The 23,884-nt window shown below is 33.5% G+C and carries 29 protein-coding genes; 24 read left to right on the top strand and 5 right to left on the bottom strand.

Annotated features, from left to right (window positions below; translation table 11 throughout):
- The first annotated feature begins 499 nt into the window (after nucleotides 1–499).
- The 12 genes from J2S19_RS15315 (at nucleotide 500) to J2S19_RS15260 (ending at nucleotide 13,839) form a co-directional block, all read left to right on the top strand.
- On the top strand, nucleotides 500–1,069 hold the full coding sequence (locus J2S19_RS15315; protein WP_307343844.1) for a 5-formyltetrahydrofolate cyclo-ligase: 570 nt from the start codon (nucleotides 500–502) through the stop codon (nucleotides 1,067–1,069).
- Nucleotides 1,054–1,839 carry a DUF92 domain-containing protein gene (locus tag J2S19_RS15310; RefSeq protein ID WP_307343841.1) on the top strand — a complete coding sequence of 262 codons (786 nt, stop codon included), beginning with the start codon at nucleotides 1,054–1,056 and terminating at the stop codon, nucleotides 1,837–1,839. The genes J2S19_RS15315 and J2S19_RS15310 overlap by 16 nt, the downstream gene beginning before the upstream one ends.
- Before the next feature lie 112 nt (nucleotides 1,840–1,951).
- Nucleotides 1,952–2,890, top strand: coding sequence for an L-lactate dehydrogenase (locus J2S19_RS15305; protein ID WP_307343860.1), 939 nt, complete (start codon nucleotides 1,952–1,954; stop codon nucleotides 2,888–2,890).
- A gap of 43 nt (nucleotides 2,891–2,933) precedes the next feature.
- Nucleotides 2,934–3,101: a protein YqgO gene (gene yqgO / locus J2S19_RS15300; RefSeq protein WP_307343838.1), complete on the top strand. Its 168-nt coding sequence runs from the start codon at nucleotides 2,934–2,936 to the stop codon at nucleotides 3,099–3,101.
- Between the two features lie 240 nt (nucleotides 3,102–3,341).
- Nucleotides 3,342–4,874, top strand: a complete 1,533-nt coding sequence (locus J2S19_RS15295) for a rhomboid family protein (protein WP_307343835.1) — start codon at nucleotides 3,342–3,344, stop codon at nucleotides 4,872–4,874.
- A gap of 196 nt (nucleotides 4,875–5,070) precedes the next feature.
- On the top strand, nucleotides 5,071–6,534 hold the full coding sequence (locus J2S19_RS15290; protein WP_307343833.1) for a spore germination protein: 1,464 nt from the start codon (nucleotides 5,071–5,073) through the stop codon (nucleotides 6,532–6,534).
- Nucleotides 6,535–6,779: 245 nt separating this feature from the next.
- Nucleotides 6,780–6,986 carry a YqgQ family protein gene (locus J2S19_RS15285; RefSeq protein WP_307343830.1) on the top strand — a complete coding sequence of 69 codons (207 nt, stop codon included), beginning with the start codon at nucleotides 6,780–6,782 and terminating at the stop codon, nucleotides 6,984–6,986.
- Between the two features lie 323 nt (nucleotides 6,987–7,309).
- The gene (locus J2S19_RS15280) at nucleotides 7,310–8,272 is read left to right on the top strand and encodes an ROK family glucokinase (protein ID WP_307343828.1); all 963 of its coding nucleotides are present in this window, start codon (nucleotides 7,310–7,312) and stop codon (nucleotides 8,270–8,272) included.
- Between the two features lie 398 nt (nucleotides 8,273–8,670).
- The gene (locus tag J2S19_RS15275) at nucleotides 8,671–10,578 is read left to right on the top strand and encodes an LTA synthase family protein (protein WP_307343825.1); all 1,908 of its coding nucleotides are present in this window, start codon (nucleotides 8,671–8,673) and stop codon (nucleotides 10,576–10,578) included.
- Between the two features lie 280 nt (nucleotides 10,579–10,858).
- Nucleotides 10,859–11,968: a M14 family metallopeptidase gene (locus J2S19_RS15270; RefSeq protein ID WP_307343823.1), complete on the top strand. Its 1,110-nt coding sequence runs from the start codon at nucleotides 10,859–10,861 to the stop codon at nucleotides 11,966–11,968.
- Between the two features lie 428 nt (nucleotides 11,969–12,396).
- A complete protein-coding gene (locus tag J2S19_RS15265; RefSeq protein WP_370875155.1) occupies nucleotides 12,397–13,509 on the top strand; it encodes a YqgU-like beta propeller domain-containing protein in 1,113 nt (370 codons plus the stop codon).
- A gap of 15 nt (nucleotides 13,510–13,524) precedes the next feature.
- The gene (locus J2S19_RS15260) at nucleotides 13,525–13,839 is read left to right on the top strand and encodes an MTH1187 family thiamine-binding protein (protein WP_307343817.1); all 315 of its coding nucleotides are present in this window, start codon (nucleotides 13,525–13,527) and stop codon (nucleotides 13,837–13,839) included.
- A 157-nt stretch (nucleotides 13,840–13,996) separates the two neighbouring features.
- Here the strand turns inward: J2S19_RS15260 and J2S19_RS15255 are convergent, their stop codons facing one another.
- On the bottom strand, nucleotides 13,997–14,170 hold the full coding sequence (locus J2S19_RS15255; RefSeq protein ID WP_307343814.1) for a DUF2759 domain-containing protein: 174 nt from the start codon (nucleotides 14,168–14,170) through the stop codon (nucleotides 13,997–13,999).
- A 258-nt stretch (nucleotides 14,171–14,428) separates the two neighbouring features.
- Here J2S19_RS15255 and J2S19_RS15250 point away from each other — a divergent pair, with 258 nt between their 5' ends.
- A complete protein-coding gene (locus J2S19_RS15250) occupies nucleotides 14,429–15,061 on the top strand; it encodes an MBL fold metallo-hydrolase (protein WP_307343811.1) in 633 nt (210 codons plus the stop codon).
- 74 nt (nucleotides 15,062–15,135) lie between these two features.
- On the opposite strand, the gene J2S19_RS15245 is transcribed toward J2S19_RS15250, so the two are convergent.
- Complete coding sequence (locus J2S19_RS15245) at nucleotides 15,136–15,384, bottom strand: DUF2626 domain-containing protein (protein WP_307343807.1); 249 nt, start codon at nucleotides 15,382–15,384, stop codon at nucleotides 15,136–15,138.
- A gap of 445 nt (nucleotides 15,385–15,829) precedes the next feature.
- Between J2S19_RS15245 and comGA the strand changes: the two genes are divergently transcribed.
- The 9 genes from comGA to J2S19_RS15200 are packed head-to-tail and all read left to right on the top strand — an operon-like array spanning nucleotide 15,830 to nucleotide 20,579.
- Nucleotides 15,830–16,897, top strand: coding sequence for a competence type IV pilus ATPase ComGA (gene comGA, locus J2S19_RS15240; RefSeq protein WP_307343805.1), 1,068 nt, complete (start codon nucleotides 15,830–15,832; stop codon nucleotides 16,895–16,897).
- Entirely contained in the window at nucleotides 16,887–17,921 is a 1,035-nt protein-coding gene (comGB, locus tag J2S19_RS15235) for a competence type IV pilus assembly protein ComGB (RefSeq protein ID WP_307343802.1), read from the top strand. The genes comGA and comGB overlap by 11 nt, the downstream gene beginning before the upstream one ends.
- A gap of 10 nt (nucleotides 17,922–17,931) precedes the next feature.
- Nucleotides 17,932–18,252 carry a competence type IV pilus major pilin ComGC gene (gene comGC / locus J2S19_RS15230; RefSeq protein ID WP_307343799.1) on the top strand — a complete coding sequence of 107 codons (321 nt, stop codon included), beginning with the start codon at nucleotides 17,932–17,934 and terminating at the stop codon, nucleotides 18,250–18,252.
- Entirely contained in the window at nucleotides 18,221–18,679 is a 459-nt protein-coding gene (comGD, locus tag J2S19_RS15225) for a competence type IV pilus minor pilin ComGD (RefSeq protein WP_370875153.1), read from the top strand. Before comGC ends, comGD begins: the two co-directional genes overlap by 32 nt.
- Complete coding sequence (gene comGE / locus J2S19_RS15220) at nucleotides 18,666–18,998, top strand: competence type IV pilus minor pilin ComGE (protein ID WP_307343793.1); 333 nt, start codon at nucleotides 18,666–18,668, stop codon at nucleotides 18,996–18,998. The genes comGD and comGE overlap by 14 nt, the downstream gene beginning before the upstream one ends.
- Nucleotides 18,967–19,419, top strand: coding sequence for a competence type IV pilus minor pilin ComGF (gene comGF / locus J2S19_RS15215; protein WP_307343790.1), 453 nt, complete (start codon nucleotides 18,967–18,969; stop codon nucleotides 19,417–19,419). The genes comGE and comGF overlap by 32 nt, the downstream gene beginning before the upstream one ends.
- A complete protein-coding gene (gene comGG / locus J2S19_RS15210) occupies nucleotides 19,416–19,793 on the top strand; it encodes a competence type IV pilus minor pilin ComGG (RefSeq protein WP_307343788.1) in 378 nt (125 codons plus the stop codon). Before comGF ends, comGG begins: the two co-directional genes overlap by 4 nt.
- Nucleotides 19,794–19,836: 43 nt before the next feature.
- Nucleotides 19,837–20,334: a shikimate kinase gene (locus tag J2S19_RS15205; protein ID WP_307343785.1), complete on the top strand. Its 498-nt coding sequence runs from the start codon at nucleotides 19,837–19,839 to the stop codon at nucleotides 20,332–20,334.
- Nucleotides 20,335–20,387: 53 nt separating this feature from the next.
- Nucleotides 20,388–20,579: a YqzE family protein gene (locus J2S19_RS15200; protein ID WP_307343781.1), complete on the top strand. Its 192-nt coding sequence runs from the start codon at nucleotides 20,388–20,390 to the stop codon at nucleotides 20,577–20,579.
- 181 nt (nucleotides 20,580–20,760) lie between these two features.
- Here J2S19_RS15200 and J2S19_RS15195 read toward each other — a convergent pair whose 3' ends face one another.
- The gene (locus J2S19_RS15195; RefSeq protein WP_307343778.1) at nucleotides 20,761–21,078 is read right to left on the bottom strand and encodes a DUF3889 domain-containing protein; all 318 of its coding nucleotides are present in this window, start codon (nucleotides 21,076–21,078) and stop codon (nucleotides 20,761–20,763) included.
- A 437-nt stretch (nucleotides 21,079–21,515) separates the two neighbouring features.
- The gene (locus J2S19_RS15190) at nucleotides 21,516–21,851 is read right to left on the bottom strand and encodes a helix-turn-helix domain-containing protein (protein WP_307343775.1); all 336 of its coding nucleotides are present in this window, start codon (nucleotides 21,849–21,851) and stop codon (nucleotides 21,516–21,518) included.
- 274 nt (nucleotides 21,852–22,125) lie between these two features.
- Between J2S19_RS15190 and J2S19_RS15185 the strand changes: the two genes are divergently transcribed.
- Nucleotides 22,126–22,329 carry a hypothetical protein gene (locus tag J2S19_RS15185; RefSeq protein WP_307343772.1) on the top strand — a complete coding sequence of 68 codons (204 nt, stop codon included), beginning with the start codon at nucleotides 22,126–22,128 and terminating at the stop codon, nucleotides 22,327–22,329.
- Between the two features lie 177 nt (nucleotides 22,330–22,506).
- Nucleotides 22,507–23,211, top strand: a complete 705-nt coding sequence (locus J2S19_RS15180) for an HAD family hydrolase (RefSeq protein ID WP_307343769.1) — start codon at nucleotides 22,507–22,509, stop codon at nucleotides 23,209–23,211.
- Between the two features lie 252 nt (nucleotides 23,212–23,463).
- Here the strand turns inward: J2S19_RS15180 and J2S19_RS15175 are convergent, their stop codons facing one another.
- Nucleotides 23,464–23,799: a helix-turn-helix domain-containing protein gene (locus J2S19_RS15175; protein WP_307343767.1), complete on the bottom strand. Its 336-nt coding sequence runs from the start codon at nucleotides 23,797–23,799 to the stop codon at nucleotides 23,464–23,466.
- Nucleotides 23,800–23,884 lie beyond the last annotated feature (85 nt).

The raw sequence follows: 23,884 nt of genomic DNA, 5'->3' as shown, positions 1-23,884 counted from the left end.
TTGAGTAAACTTGGTTAAGTACTTCAATCGTAGCATAGTCATGGGACATTTTTGTGTCCAAAATTATTATTTCATACACCAGGAAACTATAAAATGCTTCTACTGTGGATAAGTACTTCGATATCCAGCTCCAACGCCTAGCCCCTCGAGGTCATAAGCCACTAAAGAATTGAAGACAAAGAACGTCTTTTATTCTTTAGCGTCTTATGCTTGTCGGGGCTGATCAAGGCGCTTGCGCTTTTGTTCTTTCCTCATTCCTTACATCCACACCACAAGAAATCCTACTTTGTTGAAATTATCACAAATATTTATGAGAACATTAAATGGCTAAAGAAGATACTCATTCTGTATTGTAAAAATCCACGTTTAAACACTGTTATTACCTAACAATACTTTAACTATCCTAGTTAATTCCATCCCTGATTGATTATTAATAAATTGTAAATAAACGACAAAAGTTTCAAAATATAGCCTATAATAATATGAGGAGGTGACTAAATTGATAAAGTCAGAAGTCCGTAGAAAGATGAAAGATAACTTAAATTCTCTAACAGAAGAAACGTATAGGTGCTATTCTGAGAGAATTCATAGTCAGCTTTTTTTAACGAACTGTTGGAAGCATGCAAAGACCATTGCCACTACTATCTCTTTTGGGAAAGAAGTTGATACGACTGATATTATTAAAAAAGCTTGGAAAGAGAATAAACAAGTGGCTGTTCCAAAATGTATTCCCGGGTCACATACAATGGAGTTTAGATTAATTAACTCCTTCGGGCAGATTGAACCGGGTTATCATAATATATCTGAACCGGTACAGGATGAAACTAGAGCAATTAGTCGTTCTGAAATTGATTTAATGGTAGTTCCAGGTGTTTGTTTTGATAGAAGGGGTTATCGTGTTGGATATGGCGGTGGTTATTATGACCGATACTTACGAAACTTCAATCATCATGTGGTTGCTTTAGCATTTAGTATTCAAGTTGTTGAAACAGTACCATTTGAGGAGCATGACGTGCCAGTTCCTTATATTATCACAGAAGAAAAAATAATCAAATGTTCAATTACATAACATTTATCATTTTAATTATATGTGTTTCATACATAGCCTATAAGCTAAAGTCATTAACATTATCTGGTGCAATTACCTCTGTAATCGTCGGTTTCTCAATCTATTTAGGCTTTTCATATAATGGTCTGCTCCTTTTAGGCTGTTTTTTTGTAAGCTCAAGTTTATTTAGTAAGTGTAAACAAGAAAGAAAAAGCAGTGCTTTGGATATAGTAAATAAAGGTGGGCAACGTGATAGCTTGCAAGTACTGGCAAATGGTGGGATACCTACACTAATAGCATTAATATCTATTATAGAACTATTTTCAGGTCACACATTGCTAGCAGGCTTCTGTATTTCATTAGCTGCAGCAACCTCAGATACGTGGGCTTCAGAAATTGGCACATTAAGTAAACAAAAGCCAAGGATGCTATTTACTTTTAAAAAGGTACCTAGAGGAACATCTGGAGCAATTTCCTTATTAGGTACTAGTGCGGCTATAGCTGGCTCGTTTCTTATAAGTATGCTTAGTAGTATGTTATTTTCACTACCATGGAACATGTTTATAGGGATATTTATATTAGGTTTCTTAGGAAATGTGTTAGATACAATATTAGGCCAAACAATACAAGTGAAATATAAGTGCGAGGCATGTGGTAAAATCACTGAAAGAAAACAACATTGCAGAATGGAAGCAAAAGTATGTAGTCGTTTTCCTTTACTAAATAATGATGCGGTAAATTTAATATCGATCAGCATTGCAACAATTGCAGGTATGGTGATTTATTCATAAAATTGTTCCAATTATTTATACAAATATAAAAAAAATAGTGTAAAATAGAATTAAGACATTGTGATATGTTTCACAATGCCTGAAGAGGTTACATATGAAAGGGATGGTTGTCATGGCTAATAATGTTAATCGAGTTGCACTGATTGGGACAGGATTGGTTGGTTCAAGTTATGCTTTCGCATTGTTAAATCAAGGAGTAACCGAAGAGTTAGTCTTAATTGACTTAAATAAAGAGAAATCAGAAGGAGATGCAATGGACCTTAATCACGGTTTGGCCTTTGCACCAAACCCAACAAAGATTTGGTTCGGAAGTTATGATGACTGTGCATCTGCTGATATCGTTGTTTTATGTGCAGGTGCGAACCAAAAACCTGGGGAAACACGTCTAGACTTAGTAGCAAAAAATTTAAAAATCTTTAAAACAATTGTAACAGATGTGATGAATAGTGGTTTTAATGGAATTTTTATCGTTGCTACTAATCCGGTTGATATACTCTCTTATGCTGTTTGGAAATACTCAGGGTTACCTCAAAATCGAGTAATTGGTTCAGGAACTATTTTAGATACTGCAAGATTCCGTTATTTATTAGGAGAGCATTTCGACGTAGATACTCGTAATGTCCATGCGTACATTATTGGCGAGCATGGGGACACAGAATTGCCGGTATGGAGTCATGCGGATATCGGCGGGATCCCAATTTTAGAGTCATTTAATGGTGAAATTGATAAATTAGATGAGATTTTCGTTAATGTAAGGGATGCTGCTTATGATATCATAAACCGAAAAGGTGCTACTTATTATGGTATTGCTATGGGGCTTGTACGACTTACAAAGGCGATTTTAAATAATGAAAACTCTATCTTAACTGTTTCAAGTTATTTAGATGGTGAATACGGTGCTAATAACGTTTATATAGGAGTACCAGCGATAGTTAACCGTGAAGGCATTAAGCGTGTAATTGAGCTCAACTTAAATGAAGAGGAAAAAAATAAATTTCAACATTCTGTAACGGTATTAAAAGAAACGATGTCTCCATTTTTCCAAGGATAAAATAACACATTCCTACTCAATATAATAGTAGGAGGGATGTTTAATGAAAAGGGTAATAATGCTTGCCGTAGGTTCAATGGCTTTGTATCGATATCGTTACAAAATAGTTAATGTAATATTAGGACAGCCTAATTTACGAAGAATGTTCGTTCGTTTATCAATGAGAATTCCATTTTTAAAAGAGCGTTTTATGCAAAAGGCTTTCCAATAAGCCTACAGAAGGATGACTCAAAAGTGTCTGACCCAACATATTATTTTTTTTATTGAATGTTCGGTCCGACTCTTTGTTTCGAGTCATTCTTTTTTTGTTCCCCAATACAATATTTTCGGGTTTACATCCTGGTTAAACACTGTGAGAAACCGTCTATGTACATATAAACAATCCGGAAACCTATCTTTTCATTTATAGTTATTGTTATAATAAAGTAAAAATGGAGTCGGAGCGGATAATATGGTTTTTGAGCAAGACTTTAACTACTGGAGAATTATTGAAAAGCTTGTCATTGAACACGACTATTCAATTATTGCTTTATTAAAGGAAGGCAATGAAATATTACTGCAGCCGAAAAGACATAAACATATTACAGTTGTAAGAATTGTTCGTGTAGATGTAGACTGGGGAAATACTTTAGCAATTGATATCGAACAAGCTGGCCGGAACTTCCAACACTTGTTAAGAAATGGTGTACGGGGACCAATACATGTCATGAATGTTTATATTTCCTCGTTACCGCCTGTTGATGATTATCCGGTTTCATTTACTGAAGGATATTCTATAGAAAAGGGTAAAATTAATATTGTTTCAGCATTAATACATCGTGAGCAATTTGACAGCGGCTTAAAGAAATTAGAGGAAGCCTTATCAATACCGATAGATGTAGAACAGCAGTCAGATGTCGAGTTGAACGACATTCAATATGTGAAAGATAGGGTCATTAACCATCATAATAAATTAAAAGAAGAAGAAAAGGCAATCTTTCAATACGGTAAACCATTCTTAACATACATATTTTTAGGGCTACAAATTATTATGTTTATACTGATGGAGATGTCTGGTGGTAGTACGAATAATGAAACATTAATTCAATTTGGTGCAAAATTTAACCCACTAATTTATGCAGGAGAGTGGTGGCGGTTCATCGCTCCAATCGTATTACATATAGGGTTTCTTCATTTAGTAATGAATAGTATTGCTCTATACTATATAGGTCCTGCTGTAGAGAGAGCATTTGGGTCGTTGAGATTTTTTTCTATTTATATTGTTGCTGGTTTAGCAGGGACATTTGCAAGTTTTGCTTTTAGTCCGTCAATATCTGCAGGAGCTTCTGGAGCTATATTTGGCTGTTTTGGTGCCTTATTATTTATAGGGTTAATTAATAAACAAGTTTTTTTACGTACTCTTGGTCCAAATATACTAGTTGTTATTGCAATAAATTTAGCAATGGGATTTGTCATTCCTAATATCGATAACGCTGGACATATTGGAGGTTTAATTGGTGGATTTTTAGCGGCATTATGTTTACAGCTACCACACAAAAACCATTCTCGATATAGAGTTACTGGGGTAATCGGGTTGTTTGTTTTATTTACCTCATTGTATCAATTTGGACTAAATGAAGCAAAACCACAGTATAGTCATTATATTGCTTATCAGGGTCAAGAAATGTTGCAAAATAATCAACCGCAAGCTGCTTATGAATTATTGCATGAGGCGATTTCAAATGGTAATCACACAAATGAAGTTTTGTTACTCTTATCAGTTACTGAACTTGAACTAGGTAAACAGGAGGAAGCATTAACGCATCTCAAGCAAATCCTTTCAAATGACAAAGACTACCATCAAGCTCATTTCTATTTATCAATTTTATATGCTTCAAATAATGATTATGCATTAGCATTAGAGCACATAAATAAAGCATTGAAGATTGAACCTAATAATCAAGATTATAAATCAATAAAAGATGAACTTGAAAAAGGAAAATAAGTAAATTCCATAGTTGAATATTGAAAGATAAGCCAAAGGACTACCTTAAGGGATAGTCCTTTGGCCTTTTTGAGCTCCATTCTTTTTGGTGTAGACGATGATTCTTATATTCAGATCTCAATTTGATATACTAGGTATGTTTTGCCAATTATTCGTCTATGATGATAATAAATTGGCTTTGAAATGGAGATATAGTATGACAAATGAGGTAAAAATTAATAAGGCATCAAAAAATATTAGTGAAAATACGAAATACCTTTCTGAACGGCTTGGGGTAAAGAAAAGTTTTGATGTCATTCAGCTTGACGTTGAATATGCAGGTCGTAATATGACATTATATATGGTTGATGGGTTTGTAAAAGATGATATTCTCCACTATTTGATGAGATATTTATCGGAATTAACCCCAGATAAAATAGAAGAAAATACGTTAGATAAACTGTTAAAAACGTACATACCTTATGTTGAAATTGATAAAACAAAAGATTTAGACAACGTCGTTCAAATGGTGCTAGCAGGACCAACTGCACTTGTGGTCGATGGTATTGATGAGGTAATTCTAATCGATGCAAGGACCTATCCGGTAAGAGGGCCGCAGGAACCTGATACAGAAAGGGTTGTCCGTGGGTCAAGAGATGGGTATGTTGAAACGATAGTTTTTAACACGGCGTTAACAAGGAGACGTATTAGAGATCGCTCTTTGAGGATGGAATATTTACAAGTAGGCAGACGGTCGAAAACCGATGTAGTAGTTTGTTATTTAGAAGATATAGCAGACTTGGAACATGTTGAATCACTAAAAGAGTCCTTGAAGGCAATCGATACAGATGGTTTACCGATGGGAGAAAAAACAGTTGAGGAATTTTTAGGTGGGCGACATTTTAATCCATACCCGACAGTGCGTTATACAGAAAGGCCAGATACTGCAGCTGCACATTTGTATGAGGGACATGTTGTTGTATTTGTCGATGGTTCTCCCAGTGCAATTATTACACCAACTACGTTTTGGCACCATTTACAGCATGCGGAGGAATATAGAAATAAGCCATTAGTAGGAGCTTATTTGAGGCTTGTGCGTTTCATGGCAGTCTGGGCTTCAATTTTTCTGTTACCACTATGGTACTTATTTGCAGAAAATCCAGGTTTATTACCACCAGGCTTAGAATTTATAGGAATTGATGAGCAAGGGCATATCCCTTTAATTGTTCAATTTCTTATTATAGAAGTCGGGATTGATGTCCTGAGGATGGCGGCAATCCATACTCCTTCATCGCTTGCTACGGCATTAGGTTTAGTTGCTGCATTAATGATAGGACAAGTCGCAGTTGAAGTAGGATTGCTTTCGTATGAAGTTGTTTTATATCTTTCGATTGCTGCAATTGGCACATTTGCAACACCGAGCTATGAATTAAGTTTGGCAAATAGACTGGTAAGAATAGTTTTATTACTATTTACAGCCGTATTAGGAGTAATAGGTTTTGTCGTAGGGATATTATTATGGATTATTATGTTGGCAAGAATGAAATCATTTAATGTCCCATATTTATATCCGTTTATACCATTTGATTATCGAGGTATGCGTGATGTATTATTTAGAGCCCCAATGCCATTAAAAAATAGACGGCCAAGGTTTTTACATCCAAAGGACCCTGATCGATAATATCAAGATACTACAAGAATTGTTGAGAAATTGACAATTCTTTTTTTGTTTAAATGATGAATTGTAAAATGGAGATAGTTGAATTATGTTGATATTGATATAATAAAGCAAGAGTCTCATGCACTATACATCAACTAGGTTATACAGTTATTCAAAATTATATAAAATGAAGTAAAAATAACGTGTTCTTGACGATAATTGCATTTCCGATATACTTGAACATATAAGTTGAAGTAGGTGATTTAGTGAAAACCATTTATGATGTTCAGCAATTATTAAAGAAATACGGTATCATTATATACATAGGTGACCGAATAGCAGACCTTGAACTAATGGAAGAGGAAGTTAAGCAACTATATCAATCGAACCTCATAGAGCCAAAGGACTATCAAATGGCGATTTTACTGTTAAGAACAGAAGCTCAAAAGTTAAAAGATAATGGTAATAGGTAGTGGACATTTATACAAATTTTAAGTACTATTCTTTTGTTTTGAACTTGTGTATAGTTGTATTTTTAGGTCGTTCAAGTATTTATCGGGTAAGCCTACCTATAATAGAACCTACATAAAATTTGAATTAATTCAAATTGACAATGGATTTAAAAGCCACAATTGTTTACAAGGACAGCCTTCATAAAAGGAAGGTATTTGTGAATTCATTACAAGGTATGATGGTGAAGAAGGAAATGGTTATTTCGGATCACTGTAGGAAATATACCTTAGTTGGTAGCGGTTTCTAAAGGCGCATATATAATAGAAGGAAAAGGTGAAAATTCATGAACGAACAATGGTTAGTTGGTGTTGATTTAGGTGGTACTACTATAAAAATGGCATTTATTAATTATTATGGTGAAATTATTGAGAAGTGGGAAATACCGACTGATAAGTCTGGAAAGGAAATAACAACCGATATTGCGAAAGCAATTGATACGAAATTATCAGAATTAGGTGTATCAAAGGATAAGCTTGCAGGAATTGGAATGGGTGCACCAGGTCCTGTTGATCTTGATAATGGTCTTATTTATGAAACAGTTAATTTAGGCTGGAAAGACTATCCATTACGAGATCATCTGGAATTAGAAACTGGACTTAAAGCAGTTGTTGATAATGATGCAAACATTGCTGCATTGGGTGAAATGTGGAAAGGTGCAGGAGATGGGGCGAAGGATCTCATTTGTGTTACATTAGGTACTGGTGTTGGGGGTGGTTTGATTTCTAATGGTGAAGTTATCCATGGCGTATATGGAGCTGGTGGTGAAATCGGCCATATAACAGTAGTTCCTGAAGGAGGAGCACCTTGTAATTGTGGGAAAACAGGCTGTATTGAAACAATTGCTTCAGCTACAGGAATTGTAAGAGTTGCAAAAGAAAAAGTAGCAACAGCCAACGAGGAAAGTATTCTTCACAAAATTGTCGAAAGTGGTGAAATCACTTCCAAAGATGTTTTTGATGCTGCTGAACAAGGTGATTATTTAGCTAAAGAAATCATTGACTATGTTACATTTCATTTAGGCTTAATGTTAGCGAATGTAGCAAATGGTCTTAACCCTGAAAAAATTGTTATCGGTGGCGGTGTATCAAAAGCAGGTGAACCTCTCATTTCAAAGGTTAATCATTATTTTAATAAGTTTGCGTTTCCTAGAGTCGCTAAGGCAGCAACAATAAAAGTCGCAACATTAGGCAATGATGCAGGTGTTATTGGCGGGGCGTGGCTAGTAAAATCAAAAATATTGAACTAATGGAAAAAAGGCGCTTCTAGTGCCTTTTTTTTGTATAATCTTTCTCTAATTGTTATGTCTGAAATATTACTTAAATGAAAAGCACGAAATCATAGTAAAAGGTTATTCTTATAAAGAATTTACGTGCAATACGTTGTAAATAGACTTTTCTGAATTTTTTTACTTTTAAACAAAATGAAACTTTTTTTCAAGTTCCACGTCTAATAATTAGGATAAATGAATAAGGTAAAGATTATAATTCTAACATGCAGTTATTACGACAATATTTAAAAAGGATTGATTTTTTGTAAAAGAAGTATTAAGATATGGTTTAGTAATTTAACGTCAACCTAATATTGGTAAACTTATGAAATAAAAATAGAAAACGCAATTGTCCCATGGGATTAGGAGGTTAGTCAATGCGTAAGAAATCTTTTTCGAAGATTCATTTTTTACTTATAGCAACATTTTTTATGTGGATCAAAACTTATATTGTCTATAAAACTAGTTTTGATATTAAAATTGAGAACTTCACCCAAGAGGTTATATTATTTATTAACCCGTTAAGTTTCTTATTATTTGTTTTCGGTATCGGGTTATTTATGAAAGAAAAGAACCGAAATCGCTACATATTTGGAACAAGCATTTTTGTTACGATTTTGTTACTGGCAAACATGGTATTCTATCGTTTTTACAACGACTTCCTAACGATACCAGTATTGTTTCAAACTAGTAATATGGGTGACTTAGGTAGTAGCATTAGCGGCTTATTTTTACCAACTGATATTTTAATGTTAGTAGATTTAGTAGTTTTATTTTGGTTATTGAAAAAGCCAGTGTTTAAAACTGATATCAGCCTTACAAGAAAGGAAAAATCAGCTTACTTTTTATTAGTTGCTGCAGTATTCTTTTTTAATCTTGGCTTAGCAGAAACTGAAAGACCACAGCTATTGACTCGTACGTTTGACCGTGAAATCCTTGTTAAAAATATAAGCGTATATAATTTTCATATCTATGACGCATTTTTACAATCAAAAACATCTGCTCAACGTGCCTTAGCAGATAGTAATAGCTTGACTGAGATTGAAAACTATGTAAATGCCAACCGTAAAGATCCATCTGAAGACTTAAATGGAATAGCTAAAGACCGTAATGTTATTCTCATATCATTGGAATCATTACAAAGCTTTGTTATTAATGAACAACTAAATGGCCAAGAAATTACGCCATTCTTAAATGATTTAATAAATGAAAGTTATTATTTTGAGAATTTCTACCATCAAACTGGTCAAGGTAAAACATCAGACTCAGAATTTATTGTGGACAATTCATTGTATCCTTTAGGACGAGGTGCCGTTTATTTTACAAATAGTAGTAATGAGTATACAGCCACTCCTGAGTTATTAAAAGATTTTGGGTACTATTCAACAATTTTTCATGCTAATAATAAGAGCTTTTGGAATCGTGATATTATGTATGAAACTCTTGGGTACGACAGATTCTTTGATGTTAATGACTATGAAGTTACAGAGGAGAATTCAATTGGTTGGGGATTAAAGGATTATCATTTCTTTGAACAAACAGTTAATCATATGAAAACTTTACCACAACCATTTTATACTAGATTAATAACGTTAACGAATCATTTCCCGTTTGATTTAGGGGAAGAAGATAAGTTAATCGAAGAATTTGATTCTAATAGTAAAACATTAAATCAGTATATTCCGACTGTTAGATACATGGATGAATCTGTTAAACACTTCTTCGAGAAATTAAAAGAATCTGGTATTTACGATAATTCAATCATTGTTTTATATGGAGACCATTACGGTATATCAGAAAATCATAATAAAGCAATGGAGAAATTCTTAGGAAGAGAAATTACTCCATTTGAGACAATTCAACTTCAAAGAGTACCATTTATCGTTCATATACCTGGTGTTTCTGATAAAAATCCTCAGACTTTCTCAAAAGTAACTGGTCAAGTCGACATACGTCCGACAGTTATGAGTTTACTAGGAATTGAAACGAATGAGCATATTCAGTTTGGTTCGGATGCGTTTTCTGACGATAAGCTTTCATTTACAGTACTACGTGACGGTAGTTTTATTACTGAAAATAATGTGTATACCGGTGGAGTATGCTATGATAAATCGACTGGATTAGAAGTTGATAAATCAGCATGTGAACCATATATGGAAAAGTCAAAGCAAGAATTAAGCTATTCCGATGAAATTATCTATGGAGACTTATTGCGTTTCTATGGAAAAGATAGCGAGTCGGAAGAACCAATTGAAGCCGAAAAAGAACAACCAAAGACGAATTAATAATGAGGGTGACTCAAAACAAAGTGTCTGCCCCCCCAAGTACAATTAAAGATGATTTTTATCAACTTTATGTCGACTTGTTGGTGGGGCAGACGCTGATGAGTCAGCCTCTTTTTTGATCCACTACATCTCCAACATAATTTGTGCATTTTAAAGTTTTACAATATATTTTTGAATTCCTAGAGCGACGATAAAATCAAGGTATGTAATTAAACTGTATTACATATTGTTAGACTGAACGTATTCTAATCATTTCGTTGTCAATGGAGGTCTGTCATTAATGAAATTTATCGTGAGGGAACCTATATCTATTAATGAATTGTCAAGTCTAATCCAAATCCCCGCTATTTTGATTAAAGATAGTAATCGACATATACAATTAGTTAACGGAAAGTTTGAATCAAATATGGAATTAAACATACCACTTGTTGCTGGTGATATTGATTTGAATAAAGTAGAGAGTGTATTACTCTTTGAAAAGGGCAATATACCACATGTGAAAATGGAGCATGAGATGAAATGTTACGATTCAACGAAATTATTAAATGAAATTGAAGTTTTTGAACAATTGTTTCCATTCATTAAAAAGGAGATTATAGGTTTTAGTGTTCTTGGCACACCTATTATAGAATTGAAAATTGGAGATGGGCCGAAAAAAATTCATATGAATGGATCGTTTCATGCAAATGAATGGATTACAACAAGTATCATGATGTACTGGTTATCTACCTATTTACAAGGTCTTGTAACTAACAGTTCCGAAGATGGTCATGATTTGATGAGTTTATATTCAGAAACTACACTGTCATTTGTTCCAATGGTTAATCCAGATGGAGTTGATTTAGTATTAAATGGCTTACCTGAAAATCGTGCCGTTCAAGAAGAAGTCTTAAAAATAAATCAACATCAACAGGACTTTTCACAATGGAAAGCTAATATAAGAGGGGTGGATTTAAATAATCAATATCCTGCAAATTGGGAAATTGAGAAAGAACGGAAAATCCCCAAAAAACCAGCTCCACGTGATTATCCAGGAGACTACCCTTTATCAGAGCCTGAATCAATAGCACTAGCAGACTTAGTAAAAAAGGGTTCATTTGATCGCGTTCTTGCCTTCCATACTCAAGGAGAGGAAATTTATTGGGGATATTTAGGTAAAGAACCAGATGAGGCAGGTTTCATTGTTTCAGAGTTCGAAAGATTGAGTAGTTATAAAGCAATAAGAAATATAGATAGTCATGCTGGATTCCGCGACTGGTTTGTAAATGAATATCAGAAACCAGGCTATACGATAGAATTAGGATATGGTGTGAATCCATTACCATTTGAGGATAGTTACTCAATCTACCAAAAATGTAATCGGTTATTTTTAGCTGCTTTATACTTGTGATAAAAAGAGACTGTTTTCGTAAACATTGTTGCTTTTAACCACTACTGTGAAGCTATTTTTAGAGTTCTGCTGATATCAATTAAAAGGAATAGAAAGCACTTTGTTAATGAAAACAGTCAGTATTTTATTTTTTAATAAATAAATGAAACATTCACTCTAATAAGACGTATAATTAATATAGATCGAAATCCATGAGAATCCTGTTGACTTTAACTTACATAATCATTAGTACGAAACTTTCGCATTCTAGTCAATGATGGTGGTCCGCATAATATAATGTAGTACTCTTGAAACTTGGTTGTAGTAATAGTTGTAATGAAATACTTAACTAACCTAATGATACATGTATATTTCGCATATTAACTTATTTCTTTTACAGAAGATATATTGTACCTTTTTATAAGTAAGCGAGGTGACGTAGTGAGTTGATGAAAGTAATTAAGTTATGTTTCCTCCTCATGTTAACTGTTCTTCTTTGCGTAGGATGTGTATCATCTAATCAACAAGAGGAAAATGTAAAAAAAGAACTTTCATCTAAAAAAGAAGCTCAGAAATCAGAGGATAAACCGAAGACTAATAAGAAAACACTAGCGATTCCGCTAGAAGTTAATGAAGAACAATTCAGCACAGTACTAGATTGGATGGACGAAGAAACATTATTTTATACTACTAATTCACCAGTAGGAACAAAAATTCATACATATAATATTTTTACAGGTGAGTCAACATTATTTTATGAATTAGACGCTCCGTTGGTTCAATTTGAAGCAAATGTGAATCAGTCACTTTTTTTTATACATACAAGTCCTTCTCCTGACGTAGCTGAAATTTTAATCATTGACGATGACGCAAAGCTGCAATATAAAGCGAATATAAAAACTAATGAATTAGAATATACTTGGAATCAAGTAAATGGAGAACAGCTTTTCATTTCTAGTTTTGATGAGAATTGGTCCTTTAGTACTTCTATACTTAATGTAGATACAAAACAAATGATAGATAATCCATTTGAGATACCTTTTATCCAATGGGCAAGAGATTCAGATATTACCTACTTAAAATGGGACCAAGATATCCCTGCTTTAACAGCACCGTTATATAGCTATGATATAAATAAAAAAACTGAATCACTAATATCAAACGATGTTGTAGCAAATACAAACTTTATAAATGTAATGTCAACAATTGAATTAATAGATAATCATGGTACAGCGTACGTTAAGTTTTATCGATATGACGACCACAAGCTGTTATCAGAAATGAAAACTAGACTTGTTTCACTTTTCTCTGAATGGTCGGTACCCTCTCATGATATGCACAACGATTTGTATGTTACGGTAGAAGTTGACGAAAATCTTTCTACTTATTCACTTATTTCGTTTAATTATAAGACTAAAAAGAAGGAAACAATATACTCAAATTTAGAGAATCTCCCAATTAAGATTTCCCCTGATGGGCAATATGTATTGTATGGAGCAAGTTTAGAATACATCATTGATATTAAAAATAAGCAAATGCAAGATATAATAAAATTAGCTTAGAAAGGTTTGAATGATATGGCAATCGTCGATGTAACAGTCATCCCAATTGGAACGAAGGAGCCTAGTGTAAGCAAATATGTCGCGGATATACAAAAGATACTAAAAGGTTATGAGCGTGAAGGGAAAATTAAATATCAATTAACACCGATGAATACAATCATTGAAGGAGAATTGTTTGTACTTTTTGAAGTAATTTCTGCGATTCATGAAGCCCCATTTCAAAAAGGGGTAAGTAGAGTAGCAACTAATATTCGAATTGACGACCGAAGAGATAAGGAAACGACAATGGAAGGTAAAATAAAAAGTGTAAACCAGCATATTCTTTCATAGAATATCGGTACTAACGTAAATTGTTGTGAGTGAGGATTTGTACTATAAGTGAAAATTAACATATTTCCTAGATGCTGTTTTTAACAAATCCTAATAATAAAAACCCCATTGCTTTGCAGCAGTTGGGGTTTTTTACTAACTTCATTGCAAGATATAATTAGTGTGCAGTTGGGAACCCTTGTTCTAATACAGTCATTACTGTAAACCAACCAAACACCGCAAGTGTACCAAATGCAAAAAATGCACCAAGAAGGTTTTTATCCTTTAATGATCGAAATAAGCCAAATATAGCTAAAATTGTAACTAGTGAGAAAATAACAACTAAGCCCATCAAAAAGCCTCCTTACCCATAATAAGTCATTTCATTGTATCAAAAGTCAATAAGTAGATACAAACAAGTCCTCCTAATATTCTAAACGGTTTCATTGTTTTTGTCGAGTTTATTTTCCAATTTGAACAGTATAGTTAAAGTAGCAGTTTCTAAGTGTAGTATATCCACTCAGTTCAATTTAATCAATCATATCAATAAGTTGAACATCGGAAAATAAAGTGTAAAATAAAGTTATTACAACGATATGGAGGAATAGCTATGAAGTGGAGAAGAATACCATTAGGACCTCTCCAAACAAATTGTTACATATTTTCTAACGACAAAAAGGATTGCCTTATTATTGATCCTGGTGGGGACGCACAACAACTAATTAGTATAATCCAGAAGCAACATTTAAAGCCACTAGCAATACTACTAACACATGCTCATTTTGACCATATAGGAGCATTAGATGATTTGCGTAGTAAATGGGATATTCCAGTATATATACATAAAAATGAAAAAGCTTGGCTCTCCGACTCTTCTTTAAATGGTTCCCAGTACTTTATGGCTGGTAAGATTGAGGTTAAAAGTGCAGAACAAATAATAAATGGTGAAGGAGTACTTTCTATTGGTAATTTTGAATTGAAAATGTTAGAAACTCCGGGTCATTCTCCTGGAAGCATTTCGTATTATCATGCTCCAACGGGTATTGTCTTTTCTGGTGATGCACTATTTTCAGGCAGTATTGGAAGAACTGATTTACCAGGGGGGAACCATGAGCAATTAATTCAGAGTATTCACCAAAAATTGCTGACTCTTCCGGAGGAGACTCTTGTATTATCGGGACACGGTGTCGAAACGACAATCGAAGCAGAAATGGAGAGTAATCCTTTTTTAAACGGATTTTAGAACGAGTGTTAAAAGACAATTTTAAAAAGTAAAAAAACAGGCATAACTGCCTGTTTTTTTCGTCGTCGGTTAAGTTAATGACCAACACTTTGTCCGGGAATCATCATAAATGTTGTCCAGTATGTAAATCCGACAAAGAAAATTGTTAAGTACGCACCGAAAATATAAATGTACATACGTTCTGTTAATTTTAAGTAAGATAAAAAGACGAAAAAGCCAGTTTGCCCGAAAAATAACAGGGAAGTTGTCTTCATGTCACCAAGATAAAACATGACCGCGAAGATTCCTGTCCAAAACCCTAATACTCGGAACATACGATCCATATGTATCCCTCCTTTGTTGGTACTGTCAAAGCATCAGTTATTTATTTAATATGTATCAATTATAGCTTTGACAATGATGCTATTAGTATTCAACAGTCACTTTATTCATTATAATGTACCTCTTAGGCAATTGTAAATAGCGTTTACAATCTAGTACAGACATTTCATTTTTTCCTACAGTTTTTCCAAATCCATTATAAGTTAAATTATCTTCAGTTTATAAGTATATTATACGATTAGATTCTGTGTAATATCATGAAAAAAGTTGATATCTAGTAATAATCTATTTTATATGTATTTGGTGGCTTGAAAATGTAATAAATCAAATTGAATGTTTAGAATTTTAAGGGGGAGTCTCATTTAAAAATTAAATTATGATGATGTGCAACGTGTTTACCCATTAGGTACAATGGTTTCGTAGGTTGAACAGAAAGGAGAAGTATTAATGGAAGCGATACAACAACTAAGTGAGCGATTAATTGAGGAGGCTTGTGCAGTACGTGCTTCCGATATTCACTTAGTACCTAAGGAGAAGGTTACCCATATCCATTTTCGTGTTGATGACGAATTAATTGAAAAACATTCCATGAACAAAGAAACAAGTGAAAGAATCATTTCCCATTTGAAATTTTTAGCTTCAATGGATATAGGTGAAACAAGGAGACCACAAAGCGGTGCACTTTCCTTATCAACAGCGAACATCAATGTTCACTTAAGACTGTCAACACTACCCACTATTTATGATGAAAGCCTGGTCATTCGTATTTTACCCCAACAGAAAATTCCTGCAATCAATCATTTATCACTATTCCCTAATACAACAAGAAAGTTGCTTTCAATCTTAAATCATTCACATGGTTTAGTGATCTTTACTGGTCCAACTGGTTCGGGTAAGACCACAACTTTGTATTCCTTAATCCACTATGCAAAGCGTCATTTCAATCGTAACATTATTACTCTCGAAGACCCTGTCGAAAATAGAAGTGAGGAAGTATTGCAAGTACAAGTGAATGAAAAAGCTGGTATAACCTACGCTACTGGGTTAAGGGCGATTTTACGGCACGACCCAGACATCATTATGGTTGGGGAAATAAGGGATAGTGAGACAGCACAAATTGCTATACGCGCCAGTCTAACCGGCCATTTGGTCTTATCTACGATGCATACAAGAGATGCGAAGGGAGCAATTTATCGTCTTCTAGAATTTGATGTAAGTTTATCGGAAATCGAACAGACATTAATCGCTGTTACAGCACAACGACTAGTGCAGTTAAGGTGCCCATTTTGTGATGACCAATGTTCGCCACATTGCTTAAAGCTCAGAAGGAAACGACGGTTAAGTGTTTACGAATTGTTATACGGCAAAGAGCTTGCGGCTGTCATTCAAGAAGCAAAAGGGGAGCGGACAACATATCGCTACCAAACACTTAGGGACGTGATAAAAAAAGGAATTGCATTAGGATATTTAAATCCAGATTCATATCAACGTTGGGTATATCATTATGAAGAATAAGCGAAAGTGGAGTTTGAAAGATCAAGCTCTTCTATTAAAACGACTGAGTGATTTACTTGAAAAAGGCTACACATTGAATGAGGCACTAAATTTCATTTCTGTGAATGAAAAGGGGAGGCAAAAGGATGATTTATTAAACTGTGTATCAAATTTAGCAGAAGGCTATTCCTTAAGATATGGCTTAACGAATTTGTATTTTCATCGTGATGTACTTAGCTATCTCTATTTCGCTGAACAACATGGGAATATGGAGTTTGCGTTAAAGGAGAGCAGTATCATGCTATATAAGAAGATAGCCCATTATGATAAATTAACAAAAATACTACGCTACCCTATCTTTCTTATCTTTACGGTCGCTGTAATCCTGATTTTTATCCAATCTGTGATTACTCCTCAATTTAATCATTTATATACCTCTATGAATATAGAAGTCTCTATCTTTTCAATGATTTTAAGTCAATCGTTCCTTTATCTTAGGTGGAGTATGTTAATAGCTGCAATTTTTTTGCTGCTATTTCTAATATACTATTTTATCCGGTTTAGAAAGTATACAGCAGAAAGGAAGATGAGATTAATCGTAAAAATACCAATCTTGAAAACGTATGTAAAAATGATGTTGAGTTACTATCTATCATTACAAATTAGCATATTACTACGAGGAGGAATGTCAATCTATGATTGTTTGAAAATTTTTACGACACAATCAATTATTCCATTCTTTCAAGAGGAGGCGAATACATTCATTCACCAGTTAAAAGCTGGACAAAAATTCAATGATATCATCTATGAACGAGAATTTTATGAAGATGAGTTGTCACAAGTTATATTACACGGACAAGCCAATGGACAGTTAGCTAGAGAACTGTATATGTACAGTCAATTTGTGATAGAAAAAATTGATACTTCAATTAATAAAATTATTACGTATATTCAGCCAACTGTTTATCTATTCGTTGGCATTATTGTTTTATTTGTCTACCTATCAATGCTTATGCCAATGTATAAAATGATTGATAGTATTTAGGAGGTACATGATGAAAAAACTTCAGAATCAAAAGGGGTTTACTCTTATTGAAATGCTTATTGTGTTATTAGTTATCACAGTGTTATTGTTAATCACTATCCCTAATGTGACAAAGCATAATAGCAGTATTCAGAAAAAAGGCTGCGAAGGACTGGTGAACATGGTTCAGGCGCAAGTTACGGCGTTTAAAATCGATCATAATAAAACACCAACGATCGATGATTTAATGAGGGAAGGATATTTGAAGGGTTCAGAGCCACCTGTTTGTCCTAACGGAAGTAAAGTCAATATTACCGCAAGTGGTGAGGTTACTGCAACCAATTCGGAATAACCAGGGATACACATTAATAGAATCTTTAATTGTCTTAGGAATTGCTAGCGTGATGAGTATTGTTCTAGTAGCTAATCTTGTTCCAGTCTATGAGAAAAAGAAGATTGAAACGTTTTTTGAACAATTTGAGAAGGACATTCAATATGCACAAGCATATGCGCTTATTAACAAAAAAACAGTTACGATATTATTTAGAGGTAATCACAATCAATATCGAGTTGAGCAAAGTAGTCTTAATACACCTATTTTAGTACGTGATTACGACGATAATATTAAGGTAGAAGGAGGTACGCTGAATAATCGGGTGAGCTATAATCGCAATGGGGCTGTTAATTCTAGCGGTACATTGTATGTTACGTATAATGACAGTAAATATAAAATTATCTTTTATTTAGGAAAGGGTAGAGTAAAGGTTGATAAAATGTAGCAGTGGATTCTCCTTTGCCGAAACTCTAGCAGCTTTCAGTATTTGGACTATTATTGTTGGACTTTTGATTCCGCAATTTACAATACTTACAATCGAACGAATGCATGCCAAGCAGACGGTAGAAGCCTATAAAATTCTCTACGAAAAAACTCAAGATGTCATGCTTAATAAAACAGTCTATCAAGATGAACAATTTGTCATCGATAACAGACAGTATCAATTAATTTGGAGGGAGGAAGGTAAAGATAAAAATGCTTGTCTGTATTGGAAGGGGATTACAGACCAAGATGAAAGTGTCTGCCTGCCATTTACGAAATAACCAAGGATACACAATGTTAAATATGCTTTTTTCCTTCTTTGTTTATTCCATCATTATCTCCTCATTAACACTCATTTTCCACTTTGTCCTTACACAATCACACTACTCAAATGATTTGAAGCCGTTTGAGTGGGAGCTATTTTTAATTCAACTACATCGGGAAACAAAGGATGCGCTTGATGTTGAAGTAAATGCAGATGAACTTATATTTTATAATAAAGAAGGGGAAAGAGTAAGTGTTCATCAATATGGTCAGCTAGTACGTCGGCAGGTAAACGGTAAGGGACATGAGATCTATTTATTAAACGTAAAAAAACTCTCATTTATGAAAGTTAAAAATGGAGTAGATGTATCAGTTGTAAGTGAGAATAACGATAAGTATCATCATACACTCTTTTATTATAAGGATTTAACAAAATGAGTAGACAAGCCGGGTTTATTTTACCATCAACTATAATTGTTATTTTCCTTTGTCTATTAATCTTTGGTGCAGTCGGAACTACTTATGTAACTGAGAAAAACTTTCTTACTGAAACAGAGCAATATTATATACTCGACAATATGAAGACAATTGCAATAGTTGAGTCACTAAAGATACTGGATGATAACAATATAGATAACAATAAGTATGTGGCAGAACAAGTTAATAACGGTGAGTATTCATTTAAGTTTATAAAAAAGACTCCTAATATTTATGAAGTACAGTTACATTGTAAAACTTCGAAAGGAAGGGAATATACCGCTTCCTATCAATACAACCTAGAACAAAATAAAATGATTGGATGGTCTGAATAAGTATTTATATGGTATTGTTAAATAAAAAAGTGGAGGCAATCTAGTGAAGGCAATCTATTTAACAGGATTCATGGGAGCGGGGAAAACAACAATTGGAGAAGCGCTTGCAGAGAGGTTAGCATTACCTGTTCGTGATACCGATAAAGAAATAGAAAGAACAACAGGGTTAACGATTAAACAAATTTTTGAAGAGCACGGCGAACAATACTTTCGTGATTTAGAAACGGAAATACTTAAAAATCTACCGAAAGATAACATCATTATCACAACTGGTGGAGGTATTGTCATTAGAAATGAGAATCGTATCTACATGAAGGAATCAGGCGTAATCATTTTACTACACGCTGACCTTGATGTTATCTATGACAGAATCCATCATGATAGTAACCGTCCAATTGCTAATAAGAAGTCAAAAGAAGAACTAGTAACATTATATCTTTCTAGAGAATCATATTATGAAGACTGCACTAGAAAAATTAATACCGACAACAAAAGTATTGATGACATTACCGAAGAAATCATTCAGAGTTTAAAAAACTAAAATTAGGTCATAAATAATAGTAAGAGACATTTAAAGATGAGGTGTTTTTTACTATGTCAACAAATGATTATGTAAAGTATGTCACACAGCAGCTAATTAAATTCATGGACACGCCAAAAGAAACAAGAAAACAACAAAGAGAAGAAAAATTAAAAAATAATGAGCTTTCGACCGTATACACAAATAGATGGTTTGGTATGTTACCTTTCTCGCTAAGGTTACTTGTAAAAAATCGAAAGAAGTAATATTTCCAAGCGAATTGTGTATGGCGATAATTACTAAGACCGTCTTATGATGGTCTTTTTTTAAATGGGAAACGAGGATAGCTAAGTGGGTTTTACACTTGGAACATTAACAATCTGAGGCTGAGACATATATTTTCGAAAAATATTGTGTCCCAACCTCTATAGTTATTCTATTTTTAAATTAAATGCCAGGTAATACTTGGACATTTTTAATTTTTCCTGAGTTTGAATCGTATGTAATGGTTGTATAGACTGCAAAATCTTCCATACCTTCTCTTAAAGTAAGCCGATATTGTTTAATGCTAATATCCTTTTTGGATTTGTCCCAAACCTTCTGTGAGAATAATACTTGTGATAATGGGTATAACTTCCTTGTTTCTTTAGCAGCGACTTCCTCCCAAGATGACTTGTTAGCTGCTATAGTGCTGCTTGGAAAGACTACTTGTACTGGTAATAAACTGCTTAAACATAACAATCCTAAAATGATTTGCTTCTTCATTATTTTACACCATCCTTATTCACTATTTTTTCCAAAGTATCTTCATCTAATCCAATATTGAACGAGATTTTTTAACCTTCTATTGAAATGTGAAATTAATCACATACTTACGTAAAGAAATCTAATATAATAATTATGAAGTTGAAAGCGTTATACTATAGTCTGATGAGGTGGAAAATATGAATAATAAGGGCTCGCTTCATAGGAGACGAAAAATTGCTTTGAAAGAGGCATTAAAGGATTTTGCGATTGATGGTTTGGGTACCATTGGTGTATTAGTATTTATGTTTTTTATCATTTATTTAATATTGATGTGATATTAAGTATTTTTTAGTTTATGTAATTATATTTCATGATGGAGAAAATAGTAATGATAGCGTAACCCGGTTTAGAAAGGAGAAAGTAGTATTGACAGGTCATTACTATTTTTGTCCTTACTAATCGGATGGTTTTCTGAATTTGCGCTCTTCTATTTGACTACACAGAATAGATAATTCGTCCTTTGTTAACCCTGCATCAATTGCACGATTAAGAAGGGCAAGCCACTCCTTGTCAAGGGTGAGTGTAGCCTGACTCTTTCGTGTACCTAATAAAACTTCAACCTCTGTTTCCAATGTCGAAGCAATCTTACTTAAAAATTGTAAAGAAGGATTTTTTTGAACATCTCTCTCAATATAACTTAAATAAGACTTTGATACTCCTGCTAGTTCTGCTAATTCACTTATTGAATAGCCCATTGTTTTCCTTAATTGCTTTATGTTTTCTCCAACCATAAACAGGTCTCCCTTTTAGATATCTAGACAAACTCCATTATAAACAATATATGATTCTTTATAAAGTACATTTATTTTCAGTAAGTAAAGTAAATTTGAAGGCAATCATCTAGTTAAAGAACTATTATCGCTCATTTTATATGTAATAAAAATAAATAAAATAAGTGATATTTGTTGATTTGTTCTTTATAATGAACTAAAATATGTTTAGAATATTATGATCGTTTCATTTGAAAGGTTATAAAAACAATAGAAAATCTGGTGGGGAGAGCAAATGTATAAAAAAATATGTTATCGATGCAGCCAAACTTCGTATAGTAGCACTAGAATTGATAACTGGTACTGTCCTTATTGTCAACTTGACTTAACATCGACAAAGGGTGCTGCTGTTAATCATACGTTAAACGTAGAGTCAATTATGTCGAGATTAGAAAGACAAAGAGGCATAAAAATCTATCAAAACTATCAAGTTCGCTAATCGAGTTACTAATTTCGGTAATCAGAAATGCGAAAATATAACATATACAAGACATGTTACGGTAAAACATATCTGTCAGTTCTTTAAAATGAACAATAGAGATTTTAAAAAGAACATATAAATATGGACTCTAAAGGAGAATAAAAATGGCAAATTACGATATGGAGTTAATGAGTTATGATTAATACAATCGTTTTTGAGATGGATGATATTTTGTTTAGTCAAAAGGAATATGTTCTCAGTGGTTTAAGAGAGGTTGATAAGCTTGTTATAAGGAGATACTCTGTTGATGGTTTCTATCAGGTGGCATCCGAATTGTACGATGATGGTGAGAGAAAGCAGCTTATAAAGAAAGCACTTGATAATTTAAACATACGTTACGATGAAAAAATGGTTCATTTTTTAACAAAGAAATATTATGAACATGTGCCAACGATTCAGTTGTTTCAGGATGCAAAATGGGTGCTAAACCATCTTGCTCGCGATGTTAAACTAGGTATTATTTCTGATGGGATTCTTGACGCACAATATAATAAAGTAAAAGCATTGGGCTTAAATAGTAAGTTTCAATCAATCATTCTATGTGACCGATTTGGCAGGGAGAATTGGAAACCAAGCATTTTGCCATATAAACATTTATGTATGGCTTTAGAAACAGAACATCACGAATGTTGTTTTGTTGGAAATAATCCGAATACCGATTTCATAACAGCAAATAAACTTGGTTGGGAAACAGTTCATCTAGACCGAATGAGTACATATTTCAGTGAGCAAAATCAATCATATGAATATAATGCGAAATATAAAATACAGCATTTAAGAGAGCTTGCAAATATTCCAGGTTTAAAGCATCTATTCACTAATCGATATGTTCCGATTTAAACTTCAAAATGCTAGATTTTTATGGTAGTTTTCGCTTTGCTTCTCACTTGCCAATTTCGCTTATTTTGAGCAAATTCGGGTGACTCGGTGCAAGCACATAGAGTCACCCAATCCTCGATCCAAGTACAGGCTCTCAAAAAGCACTTTAATCATAAATAACCCTACATCTATAATTAAAAATAATATCGTCAAAGGTACAACAAAATAATAAAGGCATGATAGAATGTTGCTATCATGCCTTTATCTATGTAATTAATTATCAGTATCATTTTTCAGTTTCCATTTATTAAACTCTAAAAATTCTCGAAACTGATCCTTTGAAACGCCAGATATCATCGCATCTTGGACTAGTTTTGTCCACTCGTCGTCTAATTCCAATAAGTCTTGTTTATTCTTCTCATTAAGAAGCACATTTACAGAAACTCCTAAAACAGATGATACCTTTTCTAGAAATTGAACAGAAGGATTGGATTGGAGGTTGCGTTCAATGGAACTCAGGTAGGATTTAGCTACTCCTGCTCGTTCAGCTAATTCTGATAATGATAAGTTTTTTTGAGTCCGATATTTCTTTATTCTAGGACCAATCACATCAAGTCACCTTCCTTTGCTATGACTATTATAACATATATAGAAGGTTGTGTTTGGTATGGAGAACATTTTATACGGAAATTCT

The organism is Metabacillus malikii (assembly GCF_030813355.1).
GTDB classification, from domain to species: domain Bacteria; phylum Bacillota; class Bacilli; order Bacillales; family Bacillaceae; genus Metabacillus; species Metabacillus malikii.
The sequence above is the reverse complement of the archived record's forward strand: the minus strand, read 5'-3'. Positions and strand labels throughout refer to the sequence as shown.

Excerpts from the sequence above, each read along its gene's own strand:
- J2S19_RS15310 (WP_307343841.1), top strand. The coding sequence starts at position 1,054 with ATGTTCAATTACATAACATTTATCATTTTAATTATATGTGTTTCATAC.
- J2S19_RS15305 (WP_307343860.1), top strand. The coding sequence starts at position 1,952 with ATGGCTAATAATGTTAATCGAGTTGCACTGATTGGGACAGGATTGGTT.
- yqgO (WP_307343838.1), top strand. The coding sequence starts at position 2,934 with ATGAAAAGGGTAATAATGCTTGCCGTAGGTTCAATGGCTTTGTATCGA.
- J2S19_RS15295 (WP_307343835.1), top strand. The coding sequence starts at position 3,342 with ATGGTTTTTGAGCAAGACTTTAACTACTGGAGAATTATTGAAAAGCTT.
- J2S19_RS15290 (WP_307343833.1), top strand. The coding sequence starts at position 5,071 with ATGACAAATGAGGTAAAAATTAATAAGGCATCAAAAAATATTAGTGAA.
- J2S19_RS15280 (WP_307343828.1), top strand. The coding sequence starts at position 7,310 with ATGAACGAACAATGGTTAGTTGGTGTTGATTTAGGTGGTACTACTATA.
- J2S19_RS15275 (WP_307343825.1), top strand. The coding sequence starts at position 8,671 with ATGCGTAAGAAATCTTTTTCGAAGATTCATTTTTTACTTATAGCAACA.
- J2S19_RS15270 (WP_307343823.1), top strand. The coding sequence starts at position 10,859 with ATGAAATTTATCGTGAGGGAACCTATATCTATTAATGAATTGTCAAGT.
- J2S19_RS15265 (WP_370875155.1), top strand. The coding sequence starts at position 12,397 with ATGAAAGTAATTAAGTTATGTTTCCTCCTCATGTTAACTGTTCTTCTT.
- J2S19_RS15260 (WP_307343817.1), top strand. The coding sequence starts at position 13,525 with ATGGCAATCGTCGATGTAACAGTCATCCCAATTGGAACGAAGGAGCCT.
- J2S19_RS15255 (WP_307343814.1), bottom strand. The coding sequence starts at position 14,170 with ATGGGCTTAGTTGTTATTTTCTCACTAGTTACAATTTTAGCTATATTT.
- J2S19_RS15250 (WP_307343811.1), top strand. The coding sequence starts at position 14,429 with ATGAAGTGGAGAAGAATACCATTAGGACCTCTCCAAACAAATTGTTAC.
- J2S19_RS15245 (WP_307343807.1), bottom strand. The coding sequence starts at position 15,384 with ATGGATCGTATGTTCCGAGTATTAGGGTTTTGGACAGGAATCTTCGCG.
- comGA (WP_307343805.1), top strand. The coding sequence starts at position 15,830 with ATGGAAGCGATACAACAACTAAGTGAGCGATTAATTGAGGAGGCTTGT.
- comGB (WP_307343802.1), top strand. The coding sequence starts at position 16,887 with ATGAAGAATAAGCGAAAGTGGAGTTTGAAAGATCAAGCTCTTCTATTA.
- comGC (WP_307343799.1), top strand. The coding sequence starts at position 17,932 with ATGAAAAAACTTCAGAATCAAAAGGGGTTTACTCTTATTGAAATGCTT.
- comGF (WP_307343790.1), top strand. The coding sequence starts at position 18,967 with ATGAAAGTGTCTGCCTGCCATTTACGAAATAACCAAGGATACACAATG.
- comGG (WP_307343788.1), top strand. The coding sequence starts at position 19,416 with ATGAGTAGACAAGCCGGGTTTATTTTACCATCAACTATAATTGTTATT.
- J2S19_RS15200 (WP_307343781.1), top strand. The coding sequence starts at position 20,388 with ATGTCAACAAATGATTATGTAAAGTATGTCACACAGCAGCTAATTAAA.
- J2S19_RS15195 (WP_307343778.1), bottom strand. The coding sequence starts at position 21,078 with ATGAAGAAGCAAATCATTTTAGGATTGTTATGTTTAAGCAGTTTATTA.
- J2S19_RS15190 (WP_307343775.1), bottom strand. The coding sequence starts at position 21,851 with ATGGTTGGAGAAAACATAAAGCAATTAAGGAAAACAATGGGCTATTCA.
- J2S19_RS15185 (WP_307343772.1), top strand. The coding sequence starts at position 22,126 with ATGTATAAAAAAATATGTTATCGATGCAGCCAAACTTCGTATAGTAGC.
- J2S19_RS15180 (WP_307343769.1), top strand. The coding sequence starts at position 22,507 with ATGATTAATACAATCGTTTTTGAGATGGATGATATTTTGTTTAGTCAA.